The sequence below is a fragment of the Alteromonas australica genome (assembly GCF_000730385.1).
Classification (GTDB): domain Bacteria; phylum Pseudomonadota; class Gammaproteobacteria; order Enterobacterales; family Alteromonadaceae; genus Alteromonas; species Alteromonas australica.
In genome coordinates this window covers 3,918,501-3,938,414 of sequence record NZ_CP008849.1, presented here as the reverse complement: position 1 = coordinate 3,938,414, position 19,914 = coordinate 3,918,501, and the positions used below count along the sequence as shown (strand labels likewise).

Genomic DNA, 19,914 nt, shown 5'->3' with positions numbered 1-19,914 from the left:
TAAGTATGTCGCAAAATGAAAATAGTGTTGCTAAGCCAGCGTTGAAGAATGACCGTTATTTGCGGGCTCTTTTAAAACAACCGGTTGATGTTACACCTGTTTGGATGATGCGACAGGCGGGACGCTACCTACCTGAATACAAGGCAACGCGAGCGGAAGCGGGCGACTTTATGTCCTTGTGTAAAAATGCTGAATTAGCCTGTGAAGTGACACTACAGCCTTTAAGACGCTTCCCCCTTGATGCTGCCATCTTATTTTCTGATATTCTAACCATTCCTGACGCAATGGGACTTGGACTCTATTTTGAGACAGGCGAAGGTCCTCGATTTAAAAACCCAATCACCTGCAAAGCCGATGTAGATAAAATCGGTCTTCCCGATCCAGAAGGCGAGTTGCAATATGTCATGAATGCGGTGCGTACTATTCGTCGCGAGCTTAAAGGTGACGTCCCTTTAATTGGCTTCTCTGGTAGCCCTTGGACACTTGCCACCTACATGGTTGAAGGTGGGTCAAGCAAAGCGTTCACGAAAATCAAGAAAATGGCGTTTGCAGAGCCGGCCACGCTGCACGCATTGTTGGCAAAACTTGCTGACTCAGTCACTGAATACCTTAATGCACAGATTGCCGCCGGTGCGCAGTCTGTCATGGTCTTTGACACCTGGGGTGGGGTGTTGTCGCCTCGTGATTACAATGAGTTTTCATTGCAATATATGGCTCGCATCGTCGACGGCTTAACCCGCGAAGCAGATGGACGCAAAGTACCTGTTACACTGTTTACCAAAAATGGTGGGATGTGGCTTGAGTCAATCGCCGCCACTGGGTGTGATGCAGTAGGGCTGGATTGGACCATTGATATTGAAAATGCCCGCGCACGAGTGGGCGATAAGGTTGCGTTACAAGGCAATATGGATCCCTCCATGTTGTATGCGCCTGCACAACGCATTCGTGAAGAAGTTGCTCATATTCTAAAAGGCTACGGAAACGGCTCTGGCCATGTCTTTAATTTGGGCCACGGCATCCATTTAGACGTGCCACCAGAAAACGCAGGCGTGTTTGTGAATGCCGTCCATGAACTCAGTCAGCCCTATCACAAATAGGTTGACGTATTTGAGCTTACTTAACAGGTTCAACAAGGTATCCACTCGCGCAACATGAAAACTTGGATCCTCGTGCTATTGGTGGGCTTTATCGCTGTAGCAGGTTATCAGTTTGGCTTTTATCGAGGCAAACTGGTGGCCTCTGCTGCAGAAAAAGCGCGCATCAATGACGTGCTAACCCGTTCCCGAAAACACGAACAGCCATCAATACGTCATGGAACGGGGACTTTTCCGCAACGTTCTGCAGTATTAACCGACTTCCTAAATACGCATCCAAATGGAAAGGCGTTCACCCTAACGGCGTTTCAATGCGATGCCAGCGACGCCTGTGAATTCACGGCACGATATGCGGGAGATAATGATGGTTTTCTACGCTTAATCCACGATTTACAGCAGCAAGATTGGTGGCATTTTTATGAGTCTAAGCGCCGTGCAGTTTCCGGCGACGGTATAGCGACTATTGAAGTTACCTTTTCTACCCGTAAAACATTAAGTTCGCAGAAGCTCGGCCAAGCCAGCTAGGCATCCCTCGGTAACCCTTTTTGGACAATTCTTATTAAGCGGTCTTGCTGCCGAAGAGGCGTGTCCTTTCCTAAGTTGGACTTGCGCGCAAGTTGCTGGGCAATCGCCCACTGAATATGGCGATCTACTCGGTCACTCACCTTCTTTAAGGCCTGTTGAAGTGCATCCACTATTTCACTGCTATAAGGGGCATTGCCTAAGGCCACGGCAATATTTCTTTGCCATTTTTCATAGCCAATTCGGCGTATTGGAGAACCTTCGGTATGGCTTAAAAAGGTGGCTTCAGACCATGCAAAAAGGTCGATTAAGCGCTTTCCATGCAGCACTTGGCGCGGGTAAAAGTCACTTTCTTCGGTAATGTCTGCATAGCGATTCCACGGGCACACGAGTTGGCAATCATCACACCCGTAAATTCGGTTACCCATTAAGGGTCTAAGCGCTTCTGGAATATCATCGTCCAATTCGATGGTTAAATAGGAAATGCAGCGCTTAGCATCGACGGTATACGGCGCAACAATCGCATTCGTCGGGCACATCGTCATACAGGCGTTGCACGTTCCGCAGGCAGGCTCTGCTGGCGCATCAATCGGCAAGGGTAAATTGGTAAATAACTCCCCTAGAAAAAACCACGAACCAGCGTCTTTATTCAAGGTCAAGCTGTGCTTTCCCGTCCACCCTATACCAGCCTTTTCAGCAAGGGCATGCTCAAGTACTGGCGCAGAATCTACAAAAGGGCGGTATTGATGTTCAATATCACTATTGGCGATGGCGTGTGCTATTTTTTCACCAAGTTGTTTAAGCTTTTTTCTTAATACCTTGTGGTAATCTCGCCCAAGGGCATAACGACTTATATAGCCAATGTCGGGATCATTGAGATGCGAAGCGAACGAGGCATCTGGCGGCAAATAATTCATGCGAACGCTGATGACCCTAAGCGTACCGGGCACCAGTTCGTCGGGACGGGCGCGCTTCATGCCATGACTTTCCATGAAGTGCATACTGCCGTGATAGCCTTTGTCTAACCACTCACGCAGCGGCTTTTCGTGTTTACTTAAATCAATATCGCATATGCCTACGTCTTGAAAGCCTAGCGTGCGGCCCCAAGCCTTGATATCGTTGCTCAATTGAATTAGGTCAATAGAATGAATTTTGGACATGCTGCTATGTTAGATACTCAACTCTCCTCAAGCTTATCATACAAACTGTTTCGCGCCGATCAGGTAAGGGAAAATGAAGGAAAAGCGGCAGCAGAGTCTGGCTGTGATTTGGCCACCTTAATGCAAAGGGCTGGCGATGCCGTGTACCTACAGTGCCAAGAGCGGTTTGCCAATTCAGATGTTTACCTTGTTCTGGTTGGGCAGGGCAATAACGCTGGCGATGGCTATATTACAGCGCTTAATGCGAAACAAGCAGGTAAACAGGTTATCGTGTGCGCGGTTGAACCAGAGCGCACGCTTGAGGGCGACGCCGGTGACGCACAAGCGAAATGGTTAAAGGCGGGAGGCAAAATAAAAGCCTTTGAGAAAGGTGATATAGACAAAGCTGATATCATTATTGATGCATTGTTAGGCACCGGGATCACAACCACGATTCGAAATGAATTTGCAGATATTATCGATGCGGTAAATAGTGCCGTCACCCCCGTGGTGAGTATCGATGTTCCTTCTGGTTTAGATGCGAATACCGGTCAAAGCATGGGGCGGTGTGTTCAAGCCAATGTCACTGTCACTTTCGTTGGGATTAAACCTGGATTAGTGACTGGGGCCGGTAAACAGTCTTGTGGGCAATTGGTCTACGCCGATTTGGGTGTGGGTAAAGCGTTTCAATCGCTGGCAAAGGCCAGTGCAACTTTGCTGAACATCGACCACTTCAAAGGCATGGGCCCCCGTGATGTGCACAGCCATAAAGGTACATACGGCCGGCTCTTATGTATTGGTGGCAATAAAGGCACAGCGGGCGCGATTAGGCTGGCCAGTGAAGCGGCATTGCGTAGCGGCGCTGGTATGGTTCGCGTTTACACGCATCAATCGTCGGTGATACAAGTCAGTGCGGGTAGACCTGAACTTATGGTGACGGACAGCGACTTAGATGCCGCGCTAGAATGGGCTAGCTGTGTGGTTATTGGGCCAGGGCTAGGGCTAGATAGTTGGGCCGAGGAGGCGTTTGCAATCACAATGAAGCATTGTCAGGCGCACAACAAACCGGTAGTAATAGATGCTGATGCCCTCAACCTTTTATGCAAGCAGTCCACCGCATACACCATTAACGAAAGTATACTTACTCCCCATGCTGGCGAAGCGGCTCGTTTGCTGGGCGTGTCGGTAGACGATGTAGAAGGTGACCGTTTCAATTATGCTCGTCAGTGTTCTCAACGTTACCACGCGGTTTGTGTGCTAAAAGGGGCGGGCACACTCATTGATAACGAGAAAAAAACCTGGGTTTGCCGCCATGGAAATCCAGCCCTTGCCACCGCAGGAAGCGGAGACGTATTAAGTGGCATCCTAGGTGCTTTAATGGCGCAAGGGTTAGCGGTAGACATCGCGGCAAAATATGGTGTGGTACTTCATGCTAAAGCAGGTGATGATATTGCGCAGCAGTACGGGCAACGTGGTATGATTGCAAGCGACCTGTTTGACGCGGTTCGCGTGCTAATTAATCAATAATGCGCTGGCTTACGCTGGTTTTGTTTTGTGGAAAGTAAATTAATGTCGTATCCCCACTCTACCTTTTATGCCAAAACACCTGAAGAAACAGAGGTGTTGTCAAAAGATTTAGCCTCGGCGGTTGCTGCGCAATCGCCCATTGAGGCGGTGATTTATTTAGACGGCGATCTCGGGGCGGGAAAAACCACCTTTAGTCGCTATTTTATTCAATCACTTGGTCACAATGGCAGTGTAAAAAGCCCAACTTATACGCTGGTTGAGCCCTATGAGTTGGAAACCGTGTCTGTTTACCATTTTGATTTATACCGGTTAGCTGACCCAGAAGAGCTAGAATTTATGGGCATTCGCGATTATTTCGGCGGCGGAACTATCGCGCTAGTAGAATGGTCTGAAAAAGGCGCAGAATACTTGGCATCGCCCGACATAGTGATTAGTATAAATATTGACCCTGCAGGACGCCAATTTAAAATAGAGGCGCGCTCTGCCAAAGGCGCTAAAATACTGCAAAACTGTAAGTGCATTTAGCAAAGAGACGACAAAATACAACGATAAACCTGGTTCAACAGGTACGCAAAGGCGAAGTAAGGCTTAACTATGGTGCGCAAAATATTATGGGTAATGAGCTTGTGCATATGGGCGCAAATTGTCTTCGCTGCCCAAAATAACATTGATGGCCTTCGCATTTGGCCATCAACAGACTCCACCCGTGTGGTTTTTGATATGTCGGGTGCACCAGAATTTAGCTACTTTACGTTAAAAAATCCCCATCGTTTGGTTATCGATTTACCCCGAACTTCCGACAAAGCAAAATTGAAAACTGCCGATAAAACTGGCTCGTTGGTTAAAAGAGTACGCTACTCCACGCCTAAAAATAAGCAATCGGCGCGCATTGTTATTGAACTTAATCGCGCAGCCACCCCCTCTATTTTTGCTATGGCGCCCACCCACCCTTATGGGCATCGGCTTGTGGTCGATTTAAAAGACAGTGCCCCTGTGACGGCGAAGCCACAACAGAATACCGTGGTCATGGATGAAAGCCACAGCCAACGAGATAGAGACATCATCGTGGCAATTGACGCGGGCCATGGCGGCCACGACCCGGGTTCAGTGGGGCCTGCTGGCACCTATGAAAAACATATCACCTTGAGTATTGCCAAAAAGCTCGAAGCTATGGTGAACGCCGAGCCCGGTATGCGCGCGATTATGACCAGAAGCGGCGATTATTATATTTCTCCCAATCAGCGGCCTGAAATTGCTCGCCAGAAAAAAGCGGACTTACTTATTTCCATCCATGCCGATGCATTTAGTCAGCCGCAACCGAAAGGCGGGTCGGTATGGGTATTATCAATGAGAAGGGCCGACACCGAGTTAGGTCGATGGTTGGAGAAATCAGAGCGCCATTCAGAGTTGCTAGGTGGGGCTGCTGAAGTCATTAACGATAAATCAAGCGAGCGATACTTAACAGAGACCATACTGGGTTTATCGATGGATCATAGTATGGCCACAAGTCATGACCTTGGAAATAAGGTTGTGGAAGAATTGAAGCAAGTGACATCCCTCCATAAGAAACGACCGCAAGCGGCCAGTTTTGCTGTACTCACTGCACCAGATATTCCTTCCATATTGGTTGAGGTCGGGTTTATTTCAAATCCGCAGGAAGAGAAAAACCTTAACTGGGCGAAGCATCGTGAACGCCTAGCCAATGCCATGTTCAGTGCAACTAAGCGGTATTTCAAACAAGTACCACCGGATGGCACGTTATGGGCGTCGATGAGATCGTCAAACCGAACGCACAAAGTGAAAAGTGGGGAGTCGCTTTCTCTGCTAGCACAGCGTTATAATGTTAAAGTCAGTAGCCTTAAAGCGGCGAACAATCTCAACAGTGACGTTGTACGAATCGGGCAAGTACTTAGCATTCCAAGTACCTAATTTCCTCACATTAAAACAGTAAACAGGTTTTCCTTTGCCTATACAGTTATTATCCCCCCAGTTGGCGAACCAAATCGCCGCCGGCGAAGTGGTAGAGCGCCCCGCCTCCGTAGTTAAAGAGCTATTGGAGAACAGCCTTGATGCGGGTGCCAATCGAATCGAGGTTGAAATCGAAAAGGGGGGGCATAAACGTATTCTCATTCGTGATAACGGCAAAGGGATCGCGAAAGATGAACTTCAACTTGCGCTAAGTCGTCATGCCACCAGTAAAATAGTCACCCTTGATGACCTAGAGCATATCATGTCATTGGGGTTTCGTGGTGAGGCGCTAGCCAGTATTAGTTCGGTTAGCCGGTTAACTTTAACCTCAAGGCCTGAAAGCCAATCAGAAGCGTGGCAAGCTTACTGTGAAGGGCGCGAGATGGCTGTCACTATTCAACCGGCAGCTCACCCTAAAGGCACCACAATAGATGTGGCCGACCTTTTCTACAATACCCCGGCAAGGCGCAAGTTTCTGCGTACTGAAAAAACAGAATTCCAGCATATTGAAGAGGTGATTAAACGCATCGCTTTAAGTAACCCTCAAGCCAGCTTTTTGCTCAAACACAACGGCAAAATGGTAAAACGTTATGTTGCGGATAAGCAGGGGTCACTCGCATCAAGAATTGCTGCCGTGTTAGGTCAGAAATTTATCGAAAATGCGGTACAGGTTAAGGTGGATTATCAAGGTATTTCGTTAACTGCATGGCTAGGCAATGAGGTCATGCTTAGAAGCAGTAATGATTTGCAGTTTAGCTTTGTTAACGGGCGTAGTATGCGAGATAAGCTTATAATGCATGCTATACGGCAGGCCTACGAGAGTGTATGGGGAATTGTAGAGCAGCCAGCGTTTGTTGTTTATATGACCATCGACCCCAAAGATGTGGACGTCAATGTTCACCCAGCGAAACATGAAGTCCGTTTTCAGCAAGGCAGGCTGGTACATGATTTTATCTGTAAATCGGTATGCGATGCATTACAGGAAATAAGCGAACCTGAAGCCAGTGAACCTAATAGTGGACACTCAGGTTCAGAGCACACATCCATAGAAGTACCGGTCAAAGCGTTTGAGCACAGTCACGTTAATCATGACTATATTCGCCCGTTAACGAGTACGCCACGTTCGCAGCCGGCGCCTCAAGCGCGAGAGTCGGGCACTTATTCATCGCGTCAGTCAAAAGGCCCAAGTGCGGCCTATCAAGCTGGATTTAATGCATTAATGTCGCCAAATGGCAACACTCAAGCCCAGGCGTCAGGTAGAAGCATTGCCGACGAAGCCGCTTTTCAACTGACAAGCTTGTGTAGAATTTACACACAAGGTGAGAAAGTTTTCCTTTTAGAAGTTACTCAAATAGTGCCGTTATGGCTGCTTGAACAATGCAAGAGTGCCGAGCATAGCCAGCCATTATTGATGCCAGTGGCGTTAAATAGTCAGGGGGCAAATGAGGCGACCATTGCACTTTTGCAGCAGCTCAACTTTGAAATCAATCATGTTGCGGGAAAATTTAGATTACAACAGGTCCCCGCCGGAACCCGCCATTTGCCTTGGTTGCGATGGTTCGAAAAACTCATATCTACCACGTTGAACAATACAGATGATATAGCGTCCTCGTTCCTCATTGATGAAGATGAAGTCGATAAGAATACGGCGTTAGATGTATGGCACTGGTTGGATCAGCAAAGTGATCGTAAACAATGGGAAATGGTTGAGCGATTTGGTAAAGTGCGCGACTTAACCCGTGTGCTTGAGTTTTGGAGAGGTGTTGATGGTTAATGGCACAGAACCTGCAAAACCTGTGATAGCTATCATGGGGCCAACTGCCTCTGGTAAAACGGGTCTGGCACTTGAGCTAGCAGAAAAAGTTGAGTGCGAAATAATCAGCGTAGACTCAGCTTTAGTCTACACTAATATGGACATAGGTACGGCGAAGCCGACGCAAGCAGAAAGGCAGTCGGTACCTCATCATCTTATTGATATTATTGACCCGTCGCAGAGTTACTCGGTGGCGGAATTTTGTCGTGATACCGTTAAGTTAATTGAAGATATACACGGCAGAAACAAGGTGCCAATTTTGGCAGGGGGTACAATGATGTACTTTAATGCCTTGATAAATGGAATTTCGCCACTACCTAAGTCTGATGAAAAGATACGTGCAGAGATAACCACACAGGCTGAAAGCTTGGGATGGTCTAAATTGCATGACGAGTTGTGTCGCGTCGATCCCGTTAGTGGTGCGAGAATTCACCCTAATGATCCGCAACGTTTAACTCGCGCACTAGAAGTTTATCGCAGTACGGGCAAAAACTTGACGTATTGGCAACAAGAGAAAGGTGAGGCTTGCCCTTACCCCATTAGCCAATTCGCTATTGCGCCGTCTGAAAGAAGTATATTGCATGAGCGTATCGCTACGCGCTTTGATATCATGCTTGAAGAAGGTTTTGAACAGGAAGTTAAACAGCTATACGAACGGGGTGATCTAAATGAAGATCTACCTTCTATACGTTCCGTAGGCTATCGGCAAATGTGGCAATACATTGATGGGCAAATGTCGTATGACGACATGCGCGAAAGGGGTATAATTGCTACTCGCCAATTAGCCAAACGCCAGCTCACATGGTTGCGTGGATGGGAAGACGTAACCTGGCTTGACACATTTGCTAAAGATAATTTGACTAAAATTACAGCGAAAGTCACACTCTAACTTAATGGAGTGTGGTATACATTAGACGTGCAGTAGCATTTTTTCCATGCTGCGAATAATAAAAACTAAGGATATCAAATGGCTAAAGGGCAATCTTTACAAGACCCATTCTTAAATGCGTTACGCAAGGAGCGTATACCAGTATCAATTTATTTGGTTAATGGTATTAAGTTGCAGGGACAAGTGGAATCGTTCGATCAGTTCGTCATTCTACTTAAAAACACAGTGAGCCAAATGGTGTATAAGCACGCAATTTCTACCGTTGTGCCTGCTCGCGCTATTACAATGCCGAGCTCAACAGGAGATTCTGAAAATACTAAAAGTGAATAATTTAAAAGGTAACGCGCTTGTTTGACCGTTATGAAGCCGGTGAACAGGCTGTACTTGTTCATGTCAATTTTACCGATGAGAACAACAAAGAAGATTTAGCTGAACTAGAGTTGCTAGTGTCTTCTGCTGGCGTCGCCGCCGCAGATGTATTAACGACGTCTCGCAGTGCGCCTCATGCAAAATTTTTTGTTGGATCCGGGAAAGCGGAAGAGATAGCGGCAGCTGTAAAAGCGCACGACGCTAATGTCGTTATCTTCAACCACGCACTATCACCTTCACAGGAGCGTAACCTAGAAGCGGTTTGCAAATGTCGGGTGCTAGACAGAACTGGGCTTATCCTCGATATATTCGCCCAACGAGCCAGAACACACGAGGGTAAGCTTCAAGTTGAACTGGCCCAGTTGCGTCACATTTCAACCCGGCTTATTCGAGGTTGGACTCACCTTGAAAGACAAAAAGGTGGGATAGGTCTACGTGGGCCGGGTGAAACCCAGCTTGAAACCGACCGTCGTTTACTGCGAGGACGAATAAAAGCTATCTTGCGCCGTTTGGAAAAAGTACAAAAGCAGCGGGAGCAAGGTAGACGTTCAAGAAAACGTGCGGAAATTCCTACCGTATCCTTAGTGGGTTATACCAACGCAGGAAAATCTACCCTTTTCAATACAATAACCGATTCACATGTTTACGCAGCTGATCAGTTGTTTGCCACGCTAGACCCTACGCTTAGAAAAATTGAACTGAAAGACGTAGGGCCAGCTATATTGGCCGATACAGTTGGGTTTATACGTCACCTGCCTCATGATCTGGTTGCTGCGTTCAAAGCAACACTGCAAGAAACGCAAGAAGCAGACTTACTCTTACATGTAGTGGACATTGCCGACGCGAAATATCGTGAAACCATGGACGAAGTGAACAACGTATTGGAAGAAATAGATGCGGGCGACATTCAACAATTACTTATCTGTAATAAGATTGATAAACTTGAAGACGTTGAACCGCGTATAGAACGAAATGAAGACGGTATTCCAACTCGCGTCTGGTTGTCAGCTCAGACTGGCGAAGGTACCGAGTTACTGTCTCAAGCGCTTAGTGAATGCTTGGCAACAAGTATGGTAAATTACACGCTTAAAATCCCACCTGCGCAAAGTCGTCTTCGCGGAGTGCTATACGAATTAGACTGTATAGCAAACGAAGAATATGACAGCCACGGGGATTGGGTCGTCGATGTGCGTATGCAAACGGCAGACTGGAATAGGCTTGAAAAGCGCTTGGAAAACGGAATATCAGAGTATGTTGTGCGACATTAACCGTGCTTAAATTAACACGGCAATGCATGCGAATTTCAAAAATAAAACTGTAATCTATGGAGTATCAGCATGGCTTGGAATGAGCCGGGTGGCAATAATAACGACCCGTGGAAAAACCGCGGCGGACGCGATCAAGGTCCCCCGGATTTAGATGATGTATTTAAGAACTTATTTGGTAAGTTTGGTAAATCTGGTGGCAATGGTGGCTCAGGCAAAAGCTTGGGTGGCATTGGTGCCGGTATACTAATTGGCCTCATCGTTGTCATATGGATCATCAGTGGTTTCTATACCATACGTGAAGCAGAACGTGGCGTAGTGCTGCGCTTTGGTGAATATTATCAACAGGTTGAACCTGGCTTACGCTGGGCACCTACTTTTGTCGATTCTGTTATTCCTGTCGATGTGCAGTCTATCCGCGATAAATCTTCTTCTGGCTCTATGTTGACTGAAGACGAGAACGTGGTAGATGTTCAAATGGAAATGCAATATCGCGTGGTTGACCCATTCCGATGGACGTTTGCCGTAGAGAACCCTGAAATGAGTCTCAGTCAGTCGCTTGATAGCGCCATCAGATATGTAGTGGGTCACTCCACTATGGATGACGTATTGACCGATGGCCGTGAAGTCACTCGTCAACGTGTATGGGAAGAGTTACAGGCAATTATCGAACCTTATAACATGGGTGTGTCGATTATTGATATGAACTTCCGTGATGCCCGTCCGCCAGAGCAAGTTAAAGATGCATTTGACGATGCTATTGCCGCCCAGGAAGACGAGCAGCGTTTCATTCGCGAAGCCGAAGCCTACGCTCGTGAGATAGAGCCGCGCGCCCGTGGCCAAGTGAATCGTATGAACGAAGAAGCTCAAGCATACAAAGAGCAAGTTACACTAGAAGCCCAAGGTGAAGTTGCACGGTTTGAAGAATTACTTCCGCAATACGAGCGTGCGCCTGAAGTTACTCGGGAACGTATCTATTTGGAAACGATGCAACAAGTACTTAGCGCCACGAGTAAAATCCTAGTGGACAGCAAAAGCGGGAACAACATGATGTATCTTCCGCTAGATAAAATAATGGAACGTCAGCAAAACAGTTCAACGCCTCGCTCTCGCAGCACCTTAGAAGGTTTGCAAATGCCAGTGCTTGATGAAGGGCAACGAAGCCGTAATAGCTCGCCCTCAACAGGGTTACGTGGCGAAAGCTACAGAGAGGGGAGATAATCATGATTAAGAATTTAGCGATTGCAATTTTAGTCTTAGTTGTCGTGCTAATGTCTGGCGCCTTATTTGTGGTCAAAGAAGGCGAGCGCGCCATTGTTATCCAATTTGGTAAAGTGCAGCGTGATGATGCAACTGGAGACACCAAAGTGTTTACCCCTGGCCTGCATTTTAAATTGCCTTTTATTGACTCGGTTAAGCATTTAGATGCGCGTGTTCAAACGTTAGATGACTCGCCAGACCGTTTCGTTACAAGTGAAAAGAAAGACTTAATTGTTGATTCTTACGTTAAGTGGCGTATTGATGATTTTGCGCGTTATTATCTATCCACTGGCGGTAACAAACTGCAAGCCGAAGCCCTATTGAAGCAAAAAGTGAACAATGGCCTTCGTTCTGAATTTGGTACACGTACCATCGGTCAGATTGTGTCTGGCGAACGTTCTGCATTGATGAACCAAGCAATGGAGCAAGCCGCAACATCATCTGACGCGTTGGGTATTGAAATTGTTGATGTGCGTGTTAAGCAGATTAACCTACCGACTGAGGTGAGCAACTCTATTTTCCAACGTATGCGTGCAGAACGTGATGCAGTGGCAAGAGAGCACCGTTCAGAGGGTCAGGAGCAAGCTGAGGTGATTCGTGCAAACATTGATGCAAAAGTTACCGTTATGTTGGCTGATGCTGAACGTAATGCAAGACAGCTTCGTGGTGAAGGTGATGCACTTGCAGCACAAATTTATGCTGATGCTTACTCTAAAAACGCAGAGTTTTATAGCTTCCTACGCAGTATGGATGCCTATAAAGCCAGTTTTGACAGCAAGCAAGACGTCATGGTCATTGGCCCCGATAGCGATTTCTTCCGTTACATGAATGGCTCGAAAGGTAAGAACTAATTTACCTCACCTAGTTAAACAAAAACCAGCTGCTTTGCAGCTGGTTTTTTTACGCCTAATTTACGCCTCTCTATCCTCTCTGTTTTTACCCCCTCTGCCCAATTGCGACAAAATCGGGTAAAATACACGCGAAAATTACATATTATAAAAATCAGCTTATTGGTACGGCACCGCAGAGCACCCTGCTGACGGGTCGGTAAGTATGAGATAAAAACGACAGGGGAATACTTTGATTCCGGATAATTCAAACACCCATTCTGCCGATAAAAACGGCGGAAATAGTGGGCTATTTTCGCGATTTCTTTCCACCGTAGAGTGGTTAGGGAATTTGCTTCCACACCCAGTAACGCTTTTTGCACTCCTTTCTGTGTTTATTGTATTGCTTAGCGGCGTACTGGGCTATTTTGATATTGCCGTGGCTGACCCTCGCCCTGAAGGCGCGAAAGGGCGCGAAGCTGACGGCATGATTGAAGTAATATCATTGATGAGCGCAGAAGGCCTGCAGCGCATCGTTACAGGATTAGTGACTAATTTCACGGGGTTTGCGCCGCTTGGTACAGTATTGGTCGCCCTTCTTGGGGTTTCTGTTGCTGAGCACTCAGGGCTATTGTCAGCGGCAATGCGTGCATTGGTAGTGAACGCCTCTAAACGGGCGGTAACCTTCGCCATTGTGTTTGCCGGCATTATTTCCAATACGGCAAGTGAATTAGGTTATGTGGTACTTATTCCATTGGCTGCCATGATTTTCCATTCCTTGGGTCGTCATCCCTTAGCCGGTTTAGCCGCAGCATTTGCTGGGGTTTCTGCGGGTTATAGCGCCAACCTTTTATTAGGTACAGTAGACCCGCTTCTGTCTGGAATTACTGAGGCCGCCGCGCACATGATAGATCCAGATTACACCGTGGGGCCTGAAGTTAATTGGTACTTTATGTTTGTCAGTACCTTCGTGGTGGCCACTATGGGCGCCTTGGTCACTGAAAAGGTGGTAGAGCCAAGATTAGGGAAATTTGATGAAGCCGACGCCACGGATGATTTAGCCGTTCAAAGTATGCACAAACCTACGGCCTTAGAGAAAAAAGGATTAGTGTGGGCTGGTGTGTCGTTTCTTGTGGTGTGTGGAATATTGGCGTTAACCGTGGTGCCAGAAAGCGGAATTTTGCGTCACCCAGAAACCGGTGCGGTGCCAGGCTCGCCATTTTTAAAAGGCATTGTTGCTTTTATCTTTGTCACTTTTGCGGTGCCAGGCTTTGTTTACGGTAAAATCACTGGCACCATGAAAAACGACAAGGATGTGATTAACGCCATGGCGAAAAGCATGGGCGCCATGGGGCTGTATATCACCCTGGTGTTTTTTGCTGCGCAGTTTGTGGCGTTTTTCAAATGGACGAATTTAGGTACAGTATTGGCCGTGAAGGGCGCAGCCCTGCTTCAGGCTGTGGGTTTAGATGGCCCGTCTGTGTTTATTTTATTCATTTTAATGTGTGGTGTGGTTAACTTATCTTTGGGTAGTGCCTCTGCACAATGGGCGGTAACCGCCCCCATCTTTGTACCCATGCTAATGCTGATTGGTTATTCGCCAGAGGTTATTCAAGCTGCCTATCGAATAGGAGACTCCGTCACCAATGTCATTGCGCCAATGATGAGCTATTTTGGCTTAATTCTCGCGATGGCCGCTAAATACAAAAAAGACCTGGGAATGGGAACATTGATAGCAATGATGCTGCCTTACTCCATGGTGTTTATTGTAGGGTGGACTATTCTCTTTTACATTTGGGTATTTTTGCTAGGTATGCCAGTGGGGCCAGGCGCTGCCACCTATTACCAGCCCTAGAAAGTTATTTTTCTTTTATCATAAAAAGGCGGTTTAAACCGCCTTTTTAATCGTTTTTTCTTGTTAGGCCAATCGCCGTATATTTCTCTCACTTGCGATCATAATTAGCGCTAATTCAGTATAATAAGTACATCCTTTAAAAATACTAAACGCGGAAAGAATTCATGAAATACAAAAGTAATACGGGCTTTACTCACGCGCAAAAAGACAAAATAGGCGTGTTGATTACCAACCTGGGAACCCCAGAAAGCCCAACTGCCACTGCGTTAAGACCGTATTTAAAAGAGTTTCTTTCCGACCCCCGTGTTGTTGAAGTACCAAAAGCCATATGGTGGTTTGTACTTAATCTTATTATTTTGAACACGCGCCCGAAAAAGTCAGCGGAAGCCTATGCCACGGTATGGACAGATGAGGGGTCGCCCCTATTGTCTATTACCAAAGCGCAATCAAAAGCGTTAGAAGCCCGGTGCAAAACCGAGTATGGCGATGATGTGGTTGTGGATTATGCCATGCGATATGGCAATCCTTCTGTATCTAGTGTCATAGACAATATGCTAGCAAAAGGCGTGAGAAAGCTGGTTGTATTGCCACTGTACCCCCAATATTGTGCGTCTACTACGGGTTCTACATTTGATGCGGTGGCTGCCGATTTTACTAAACGCCGTTGGTTACCAGAATTGAGATTCGTCAATAATTACCACGATAGAGACAGTTACATTACCGCGCTGGCGAATAAGGTAAAAGCGCATTGGTCCACGCATGGTAAAGCGCAAAAACTGGTGCTTTCTTATCACGGTATTCCGAAGCGCTACCTCATGAATGGCGACCCCTACCATTGTGAGTGTCACAAAACCTCGCGTTTACTTGCAGAAAAGCTGGGCTTGGCACACGATGAATACATGACTACATTTCAGTCTCGATTTGGCCGTGAAGAGTGGTTAACTCCCTATACTGACGAAACCATGAAGTCATTGCCTGATAAAGGCGTTAAATCTATTCAGGTTATGTGTCCAGGCTTCTCCGCCGACTGCTTGGAAACCATAGAGGAAATTGGTGAAGAAAACCGTGAATACTTTATGGAGGCTGGCGGCGAAAAGTATGAGTATATCCCAGCGTTGAATAGCGACGATGAACATATGGATGTAATTTTCGACATTGTTAAGGAAAATCTGCATGGTTGGCAACTAGGCGGTGAAAACGCCTTACGCGCAGACCTTGCTCGTGCGCTTGGCGCGACGAAGTAACCTTTTGAAAGTGGAGAAGCAACATGGAAGTTAAAGCACCCAAAGCCTTACTTAAAGCGCAGAAGCTCGCCAACCTTCTAGACACGGCAATTAAGCTTCCTTTCATTCCGATTCGTATAGGCTTAGATTCTATTGTTGGCCTTATTCCTGGGGCGGGTGATGCGTTGATGTTGTTAATTTCATTGCGTATTGTTTGGCTGGGGAAGTCATTGGGTATGCCTAAAGCGCTGGTAGCGCAAATGGTTAAGAACTCAGCGATAGATTTTGGCTTGGGCTTTGTTCCGTTTATTGGTGATTTGATTGACGTCTTTTACAAAGCTAACCAAAAAAACGTGCGTCTTATGGAGCGCTGGTGGATAAGCCAGAACAAAGAGAGCGTGGATGTCGCTACCCAACAGAAATTGGCTCAGTGGGAAGCCGGTTTAGATAAGTAGCAGGCGTTAGTCCGCCAAATGGATAGGGCTGTCATTAAATAAGATCAATCGTTAATTATACTCCCTCCGTAGCAAGAGTATCTTGGTGCATTCCTGCGCCATTACACCGCATGGAGTATATGAGCAATGAAAGCGTCTGATTTATTTGTTAAAGCCCTAGAAGCCGAAGGTGTAGAGTATATTTTCGGGATCCCCGGCGAAGAAAATCTAGACTTGTTAGAGTCGCTTCGCACATCCACAATCAAACTCATATTAACACGCCATGAACAAGGGGCGGGCTTTATGGCCGCCACTTACGGGCGACTCACGGGAAAGGTGGGTGTATGCCTTGCTACCTTGGGGCCGGGGGCCACAAACCTGGTTACGCCCGCCGCCTATGCACAGCTAGGTGCGATGCCCATGTTAATGATAACCGGTCAAAAGCCGATTAAAACCAGCAAGCAAGGCTGTTTTCAGGTTATCGATATTGTTGACATGATGCGGCCAATCACAAAGTTTACAGCCCAAGTTGTCAGTGGAGATAGAATACCCTCCATGGTGCGCGAAGCGTTTCGCCTTGCTCATGAAGAGCGTCCAGGTGCTGTGCATATTGAATTGCCAGAAGATATTGCGGTAGAAACCACGACTCAACCTTTACTATCCCCCAGCCTAACTCGACGCCCTATCGCTGAATACAAAGCCATTGCCAATGCTATAGACATGATTGAGCAGGCCACCTCTCCTTTGCTGCTGATTGGCGCAGGTGCAAATCGCAAGCTAACGGCAAAAATGTTGCGTGAATTTGTAGATAAAACCTGTATTCCTTTTGTGACTACCCAAATGGGCAAAGGCGTTCTGAATGAAAGCGACCCTAGGTTTGCAGGCAACACAGCGTTATCAGACAACGACTTTGTACACCGTGCCATTGAACGTGCCGATCTCATCATTAATGTGGGCCATGACGTGGTGGAAAAACCGCCCTTTTTCATGCATCACAATGGCAAAAAGGTGATTCATATTAATTTTGAATCCGCCGCTGTGGACCCGGTATATTTTCCTCAAGCGGAAGTGATAGGCGATATTGCAAATAGTGTTTGGCAAATAAAAGAAGGGATTGAGCCACAAGAAGCGTGGAAGCTCGACTTTTATAAAGATGTTCATGAGGCGTATGTACAACATAGAGCTGAAGCCGAAAACGACAGTCGCTTCCCTATTTTACCTGAGCGTTTTGTTAGGGATATTCGCAAGGTCATGCCGGACGAGGGAATCGTCACCTTAGATAATGGCGTTTATAAAATTTGGTTCGCACGCAATTATCCAGCCTACCACCCAAATACGTTACTTCTTGATAACGCGCTAGCTTCTATGGGCGCAGGCTTACCATCGGCCATTGCCGCAAAGTTGGTGAAGCCTGATGTGCCGGTACTTAGCGTGTGCGGCGACGGGGGATTTATGATGAATAGTCAGGAAATTGAAACCGCCGTACGGTTAAAGCTAGATTTGGTTGTGATCATATTGCGTGACGATGCGTACGGAATGATTAAGTGGAAGCAAGCCCACATGACGTTCAATGAATTTGGCTTAGATTATCACAACCCTGATTTTGTGAAATATGCGCAAAGCTATGGTGCCAAAGGCTGGCGGGTGGATAGTGCAGATATCCTCATTCCTATGGTGGAGAGTTGTTTAAATAACCCCGGAGTACATGTGATTGATTGCCCCGTGGACTATAGCCAAAACGACAAAACGCTTAATCAGACGATTGCTGAATTAAGTGCCAAACTTTAAGGAGTTATTATGTTGAAGGATAGCTATCCCTACTATTTAGCCAGTGAAGCGGTATATGCAAATACAGATTTAGAGGTAACTAATAAATACACCGGTGAGTGTGCCACTCGTGTGGCACTCGCGGACGCCGAGGTTATTGATAAGGCCATCGCAGCCGCTGAGCAGGCACAAGGCGCAGTGACCGCGTTAGCGCCTTACCAGCGACAAGCCATACTCGAACATTGTGTGAAGCGATTCACCGAACGCGCTGATGAACTTGCAAAAGCATTATGTATAGAAGCGGGTAAACCTATTAATGATGCTAAAGGTGAGGTAACACGCCTTATCGATACTTTCAAAATCGCGGCTGAAGAATCAGTAAGAATTAACGGCGAGGTTGTTAACCTAGAAATTTCAGCCCGTGCGAAAGGGTATCAAGGCATGACGAAGAAGGTGCCCATTGGTCCTTGTTCTTTTATCTCGCCATTTAATTTTCCGCTCAACCTTGCTGCCCATAAAGTTGCACCGGCTATTGCAGCAGGCTGTACTTTTGTACTTAAGCCAGCATCACGGACGCCAATAGGCGCGTTGATCATTGGTGAAGTATTGGCAGAAACAGATTTACCTAAAGGGGCGTTTTCTATTTTGCCTTGCAGCCGAGACGGCGCAGATTTGTTCACCACCGATGAACGTTTAAAACTGCTTAGCTTTACTGGCTCTCCTGACGTGGGTTGGGCACTGAAAGCTAAAGCGGGGAAAAAGCCTGTGGTGCTGGAACTTGGCGGGAACGCGGCTTGCGTAGTGGATGAAGATGCGGATATTAACGACGCCATACAGCGTATTATCATTGGCGCTTATTATCAATCGGGTCAAAGTTGTATCAGCGTGCAAAGATTGCTTGTTCATCGCAGCATTTACGATGAATTTAAACAGGCCTATGTGGACAAGGTGAGTAACTTGGTTGCAGGCGATCCTGCAAGCGAAGATACCTTTATTGGGCCGATGATTTCAGAGTCGGAAGCTGAACGCTTACACAATTGGATTGAGCGCGCGAAAGAGGAAGGTGGCACCATTTTGTGCGGCGGTAAAAGAAAGGGCGCAATGCTTGAGGCCACGGTAATGGAAAATGTACCTAAAGCCTGCGACGCCAGTGCAGAAGAAGCTTTTGGGCCGCTTTCTGTGCTGTATCCGTTCGACCACTTTGAGGAAGCGCTAGAAGAAGTGAATAACAGCCGCTATGGATTACAAGCCGGTGTATTTACCCGTGATATCTATAAGGCCCATCAAGCTTGGAATACGTTAGAAGTCGGTGGAGTGGTTATTGGAGACGTACCCAGTTGGCGGGTGGATAACATGCCTTACGGTGGTGTGAAGGACTCTGGCTTAGGGCGCGAAGGTATTAAGTACGCCATAGAAGATATGACGGAAACGCGCCTAATGGTAATTCGAACACCGTAAACCATGATTCACGCTGAAAGGGCTATGTAGCCACAAAACAGTATGCTGTTATTCCGCTGCGTGGGCCTCTAGAACAGAAAGCGGAATAATATCGAGTGCGCGCTCATGGGTGGCAGCTAATCGTACTTTGGGTGCCACGCCCGCTTCATATGCCTGAAGCCATCGAGCGGCGCATAAACACCACCTATCGCCCGCTAACAATCCTGGAAATGCCATGCTTGGCCATGGCGTAATGAGATCATTACCTTGTTGAAGAGAAAACTGCAGAAATTCGTCAGTCATGACTGCGCAAACACTGTGATTGCCCACATCGGCGTCGGGCACATAGCAGAATCCTTCCCGCGTAAAACCCGTATTTCCGCAACAGAGTTGTAGCGGGTTACCATAAACATTTTTTGCATTTGCCAAAATCAAAAGCCTCAGTTACAACGTATACACTTTAGGTAAAGTCCAAGCTGCCACACGCAGGTAGCCTGTGGGGGTAGTATGACAAAGCCTCTCACA

The 19,914-nt window shown here is 47.0% G+C and carries 18 protein-coding genes; 16 read left to right on the top strand and 2 right to left on the bottom strand.

Annotated features, from left to right (window positions below; genetic code table 11):
* The first annotated feature begins 5 nt into the window (after positions 1-5).
* Entirely contained in the window at positions 6-1,097 is a 1,092-nt protein-coding gene (gene hemE, locus EP13_RS17140; RefSeq protein WP_052364460.1) for a uroporphyrinogen decarboxylase, read from the top strand.
* Positions 1,098-1,151: 54 nt separating this feature from the next.
* Positions 1,152-1,619 carry a hypothetical protein gene (locus tag EP13_RS17135; RefSeq protein WP_044058344.1) on the top strand — a complete coding sequence of 156 codons (468 nt, stop codon included), beginning with the start codon at positions 1,152-1,154 and terminating at the stop codon, positions 1,617-1,619.
* Here EP13_RS17135 and queG read toward each other — a convergent pair.
* Entirely contained in the window at positions 1,616-2,776 is a 1,161-nt protein-coding gene (gene queG, locus EP13_RS17130) for a tRNA epoxyqueuosine(34) reductase QueG (protein ID WP_044058343.1), read from the bottom strand. The two genes, EP13_RS17135 and queG, sit on opposite strands and share 4 nt — an antisense overlap.
* A gap of 6 nt (positions 2,777-2,782) precedes the next feature.
* Here queG and EP13_RS17125 point away from each other — a divergent pair, with 6 nt between their 5' ends.
* The 14 genes from EP13_RS17125 (at position 2,783) to EP13_RS17060 (ending at position 19,410) form a co-directional block, all read left to right on the top strand.
* Entirely contained in the window at positions 2,783-4,282 is a 1,500-nt protein-coding gene (locus EP13_RS17125; RefSeq protein ID WP_044059101.1) for a bifunctional ADP-dependent NAD(P)H-hydrate dehydratase/NAD(P)H-hydrate epimerase, read from the top strand.
* Between the two features lie 42 nt (positions 4,283-4,324).
* On the top strand, positions 4,325-4,807 hold the full coding sequence (gene tsaE / locus EP13_RS17120; RefSeq protein ID WP_044058342.1) for a tRNA (adenosine(37)-N6)-threonylcarbamoyltransferase complex ATPase subunit type 1 TsaE: 483 nt from the start codon (positions 4,325-4,327) through the stop codon (positions 4,805-4,807).
* A gap of 69 nt (positions 4,808-4,876) precedes the next feature.
* A complete protein-coding gene (locus EP13_RS17115; protein ID WP_044058341.1) occupies positions 4,877-6,211 on the top strand; it encodes an N-acetylmuramoyl-L-alanine amidase in 1,335 nt (444 codons plus the stop codon).
* Positions 6,212-6,245: 34 nt separating this feature from the next.
* Positions 6,246-8,024 (top strand): DNA mismatch repair endonuclease MutL, encoded by a 1,779-nt coding sequence (mutL, locus tag EP13_RS17110; RefSeq protein WP_044058340.1) that lies wholly within the window; start codon positions 6,246-6,248, stop codon positions 8,022-8,024.
* Positions 8,017-8,952 carry a tRNA (adenosine(37)-N6)-dimethylallyltransferase MiaA gene (miaA, locus tag EP13_RS17105; protein ID WP_044058339.1) on the top strand — a complete coding sequence of 312 codons (936 nt, stop codon included), beginning with the start codon at positions 8,017-8,019 and terminating at the stop codon, positions 8,950-8,952. The genes mutL and miaA overlap by 8 nt, the downstream gene beginning before the upstream one ends.
* Before the next feature lie 78 nt (positions 8,953-9,030).
* A complete protein-coding gene (hfq, locus tag EP13_RS17100) occupies positions 9,031-9,282 on the top strand; it encodes an RNA chaperone Hfq (RefSeq protein WP_044058338.1) in 252 nt (83 codons plus the stop codon).
* 17 nt (positions 9,283-9,299) lie between these two features.
* Positions 9,300-10,589 (top strand): ribosome rescue GTPase HflX, encoded by a 1,290-nt coding sequence (hflX, locus tag EP13_RS17095; RefSeq protein ID WP_044058337.1) that lies wholly within the window; start codon positions 9,300-9,302, stop codon positions 10,587-10,589.
* Positions 10,590-10,658: 69 nt separating this feature from the next.
* Positions 10,659-11,807 carry an FtsH protease activity modulator HflK gene (gene hflK / locus EP13_RS17090; RefSeq protein ID WP_044058336.1) on the top strand — a complete coding sequence of 383 codons (1,149 nt, stop codon included), beginning with the start codon at positions 10,659-10,661 and terminating at the stop codon, positions 11,805-11,807.
* A 5-nt stretch (positions 11,808-11,812) separates the two neighbouring features.
* Positions 11,813-12,697, top strand: a complete 885-nt coding sequence (hflC, locus tag EP13_RS17085) for a protease modulator HflC (protein WP_044059100.1) — start codon at positions 11,813-11,815, stop codon at positions 12,695-12,697.
* 232 nt (positions 12,698-12,929) lie between these two features.
* On the top strand, positions 12,930-14,528 hold the full coding sequence (locus EP13_RS17080; RefSeq protein WP_052364559.1) for an AbgT family transporter: 1,599 nt from the start codon (positions 12,930-12,932) through the stop codon (positions 14,526-14,528).
* 164 nt (positions 14,529-14,692) lie between these two features.
* The gene (gene hemH, locus EP13_RS17075; RefSeq protein WP_044058334.1) at positions 14,693-15,772 is read left to right on the top strand and encodes a ferrochelatase; all 1,080 of its coding nucleotides are present in this window, start codon (positions 14,693-14,695) and stop codon (positions 15,770-15,772) included.
* 23 nt (positions 15,773-15,795) lie between these two features.
* Positions 15,796-16,206, top strand: coding sequence for a DUF4112 domain-containing protein (locus tag EP13_RS17070; RefSeq protein ID WP_044058333.1), 411 nt, complete (start codon positions 15,796-15,798; stop codon positions 16,204-16,206).
* A gap of 126 nt (positions 16,207-16,332) precedes the next feature.
* Positions 16,333-17,973: an acetolactate synthase large subunit gene (locus EP13_RS17065; RefSeq protein ID WP_044058332.1), complete on the top strand. Its 1,641-nt coding sequence runs from the start codon at positions 16,333-16,335 to the stop codon at positions 17,971-17,973.
* Positions 17,974-17,982: 9 nt separating this feature from the next.
* Entirely contained in the window at positions 17,983-19,410 is a 1,428-nt protein-coding gene (locus EP13_RS17060; protein WP_044058331.1) for an aldehyde dehydrogenase family protein, read from the top strand.
* Positions 19,411-19,458: 48 nt separating this feature from the next.
* Here the strand turns inward: EP13_RS17060 and EP13_RS17055 are convergent, their stop codons facing one another.
* A complete protein-coding gene (locus EP13_RS17055) occupies positions 19,459-19,818 on the bottom strand; it encodes a DUF2237 family protein (protein ID WP_081869591.1) in 360 nt (119 codons plus the stop codon).
* Positions 19,819-19,914 lie beyond the last annotated feature (96 nt).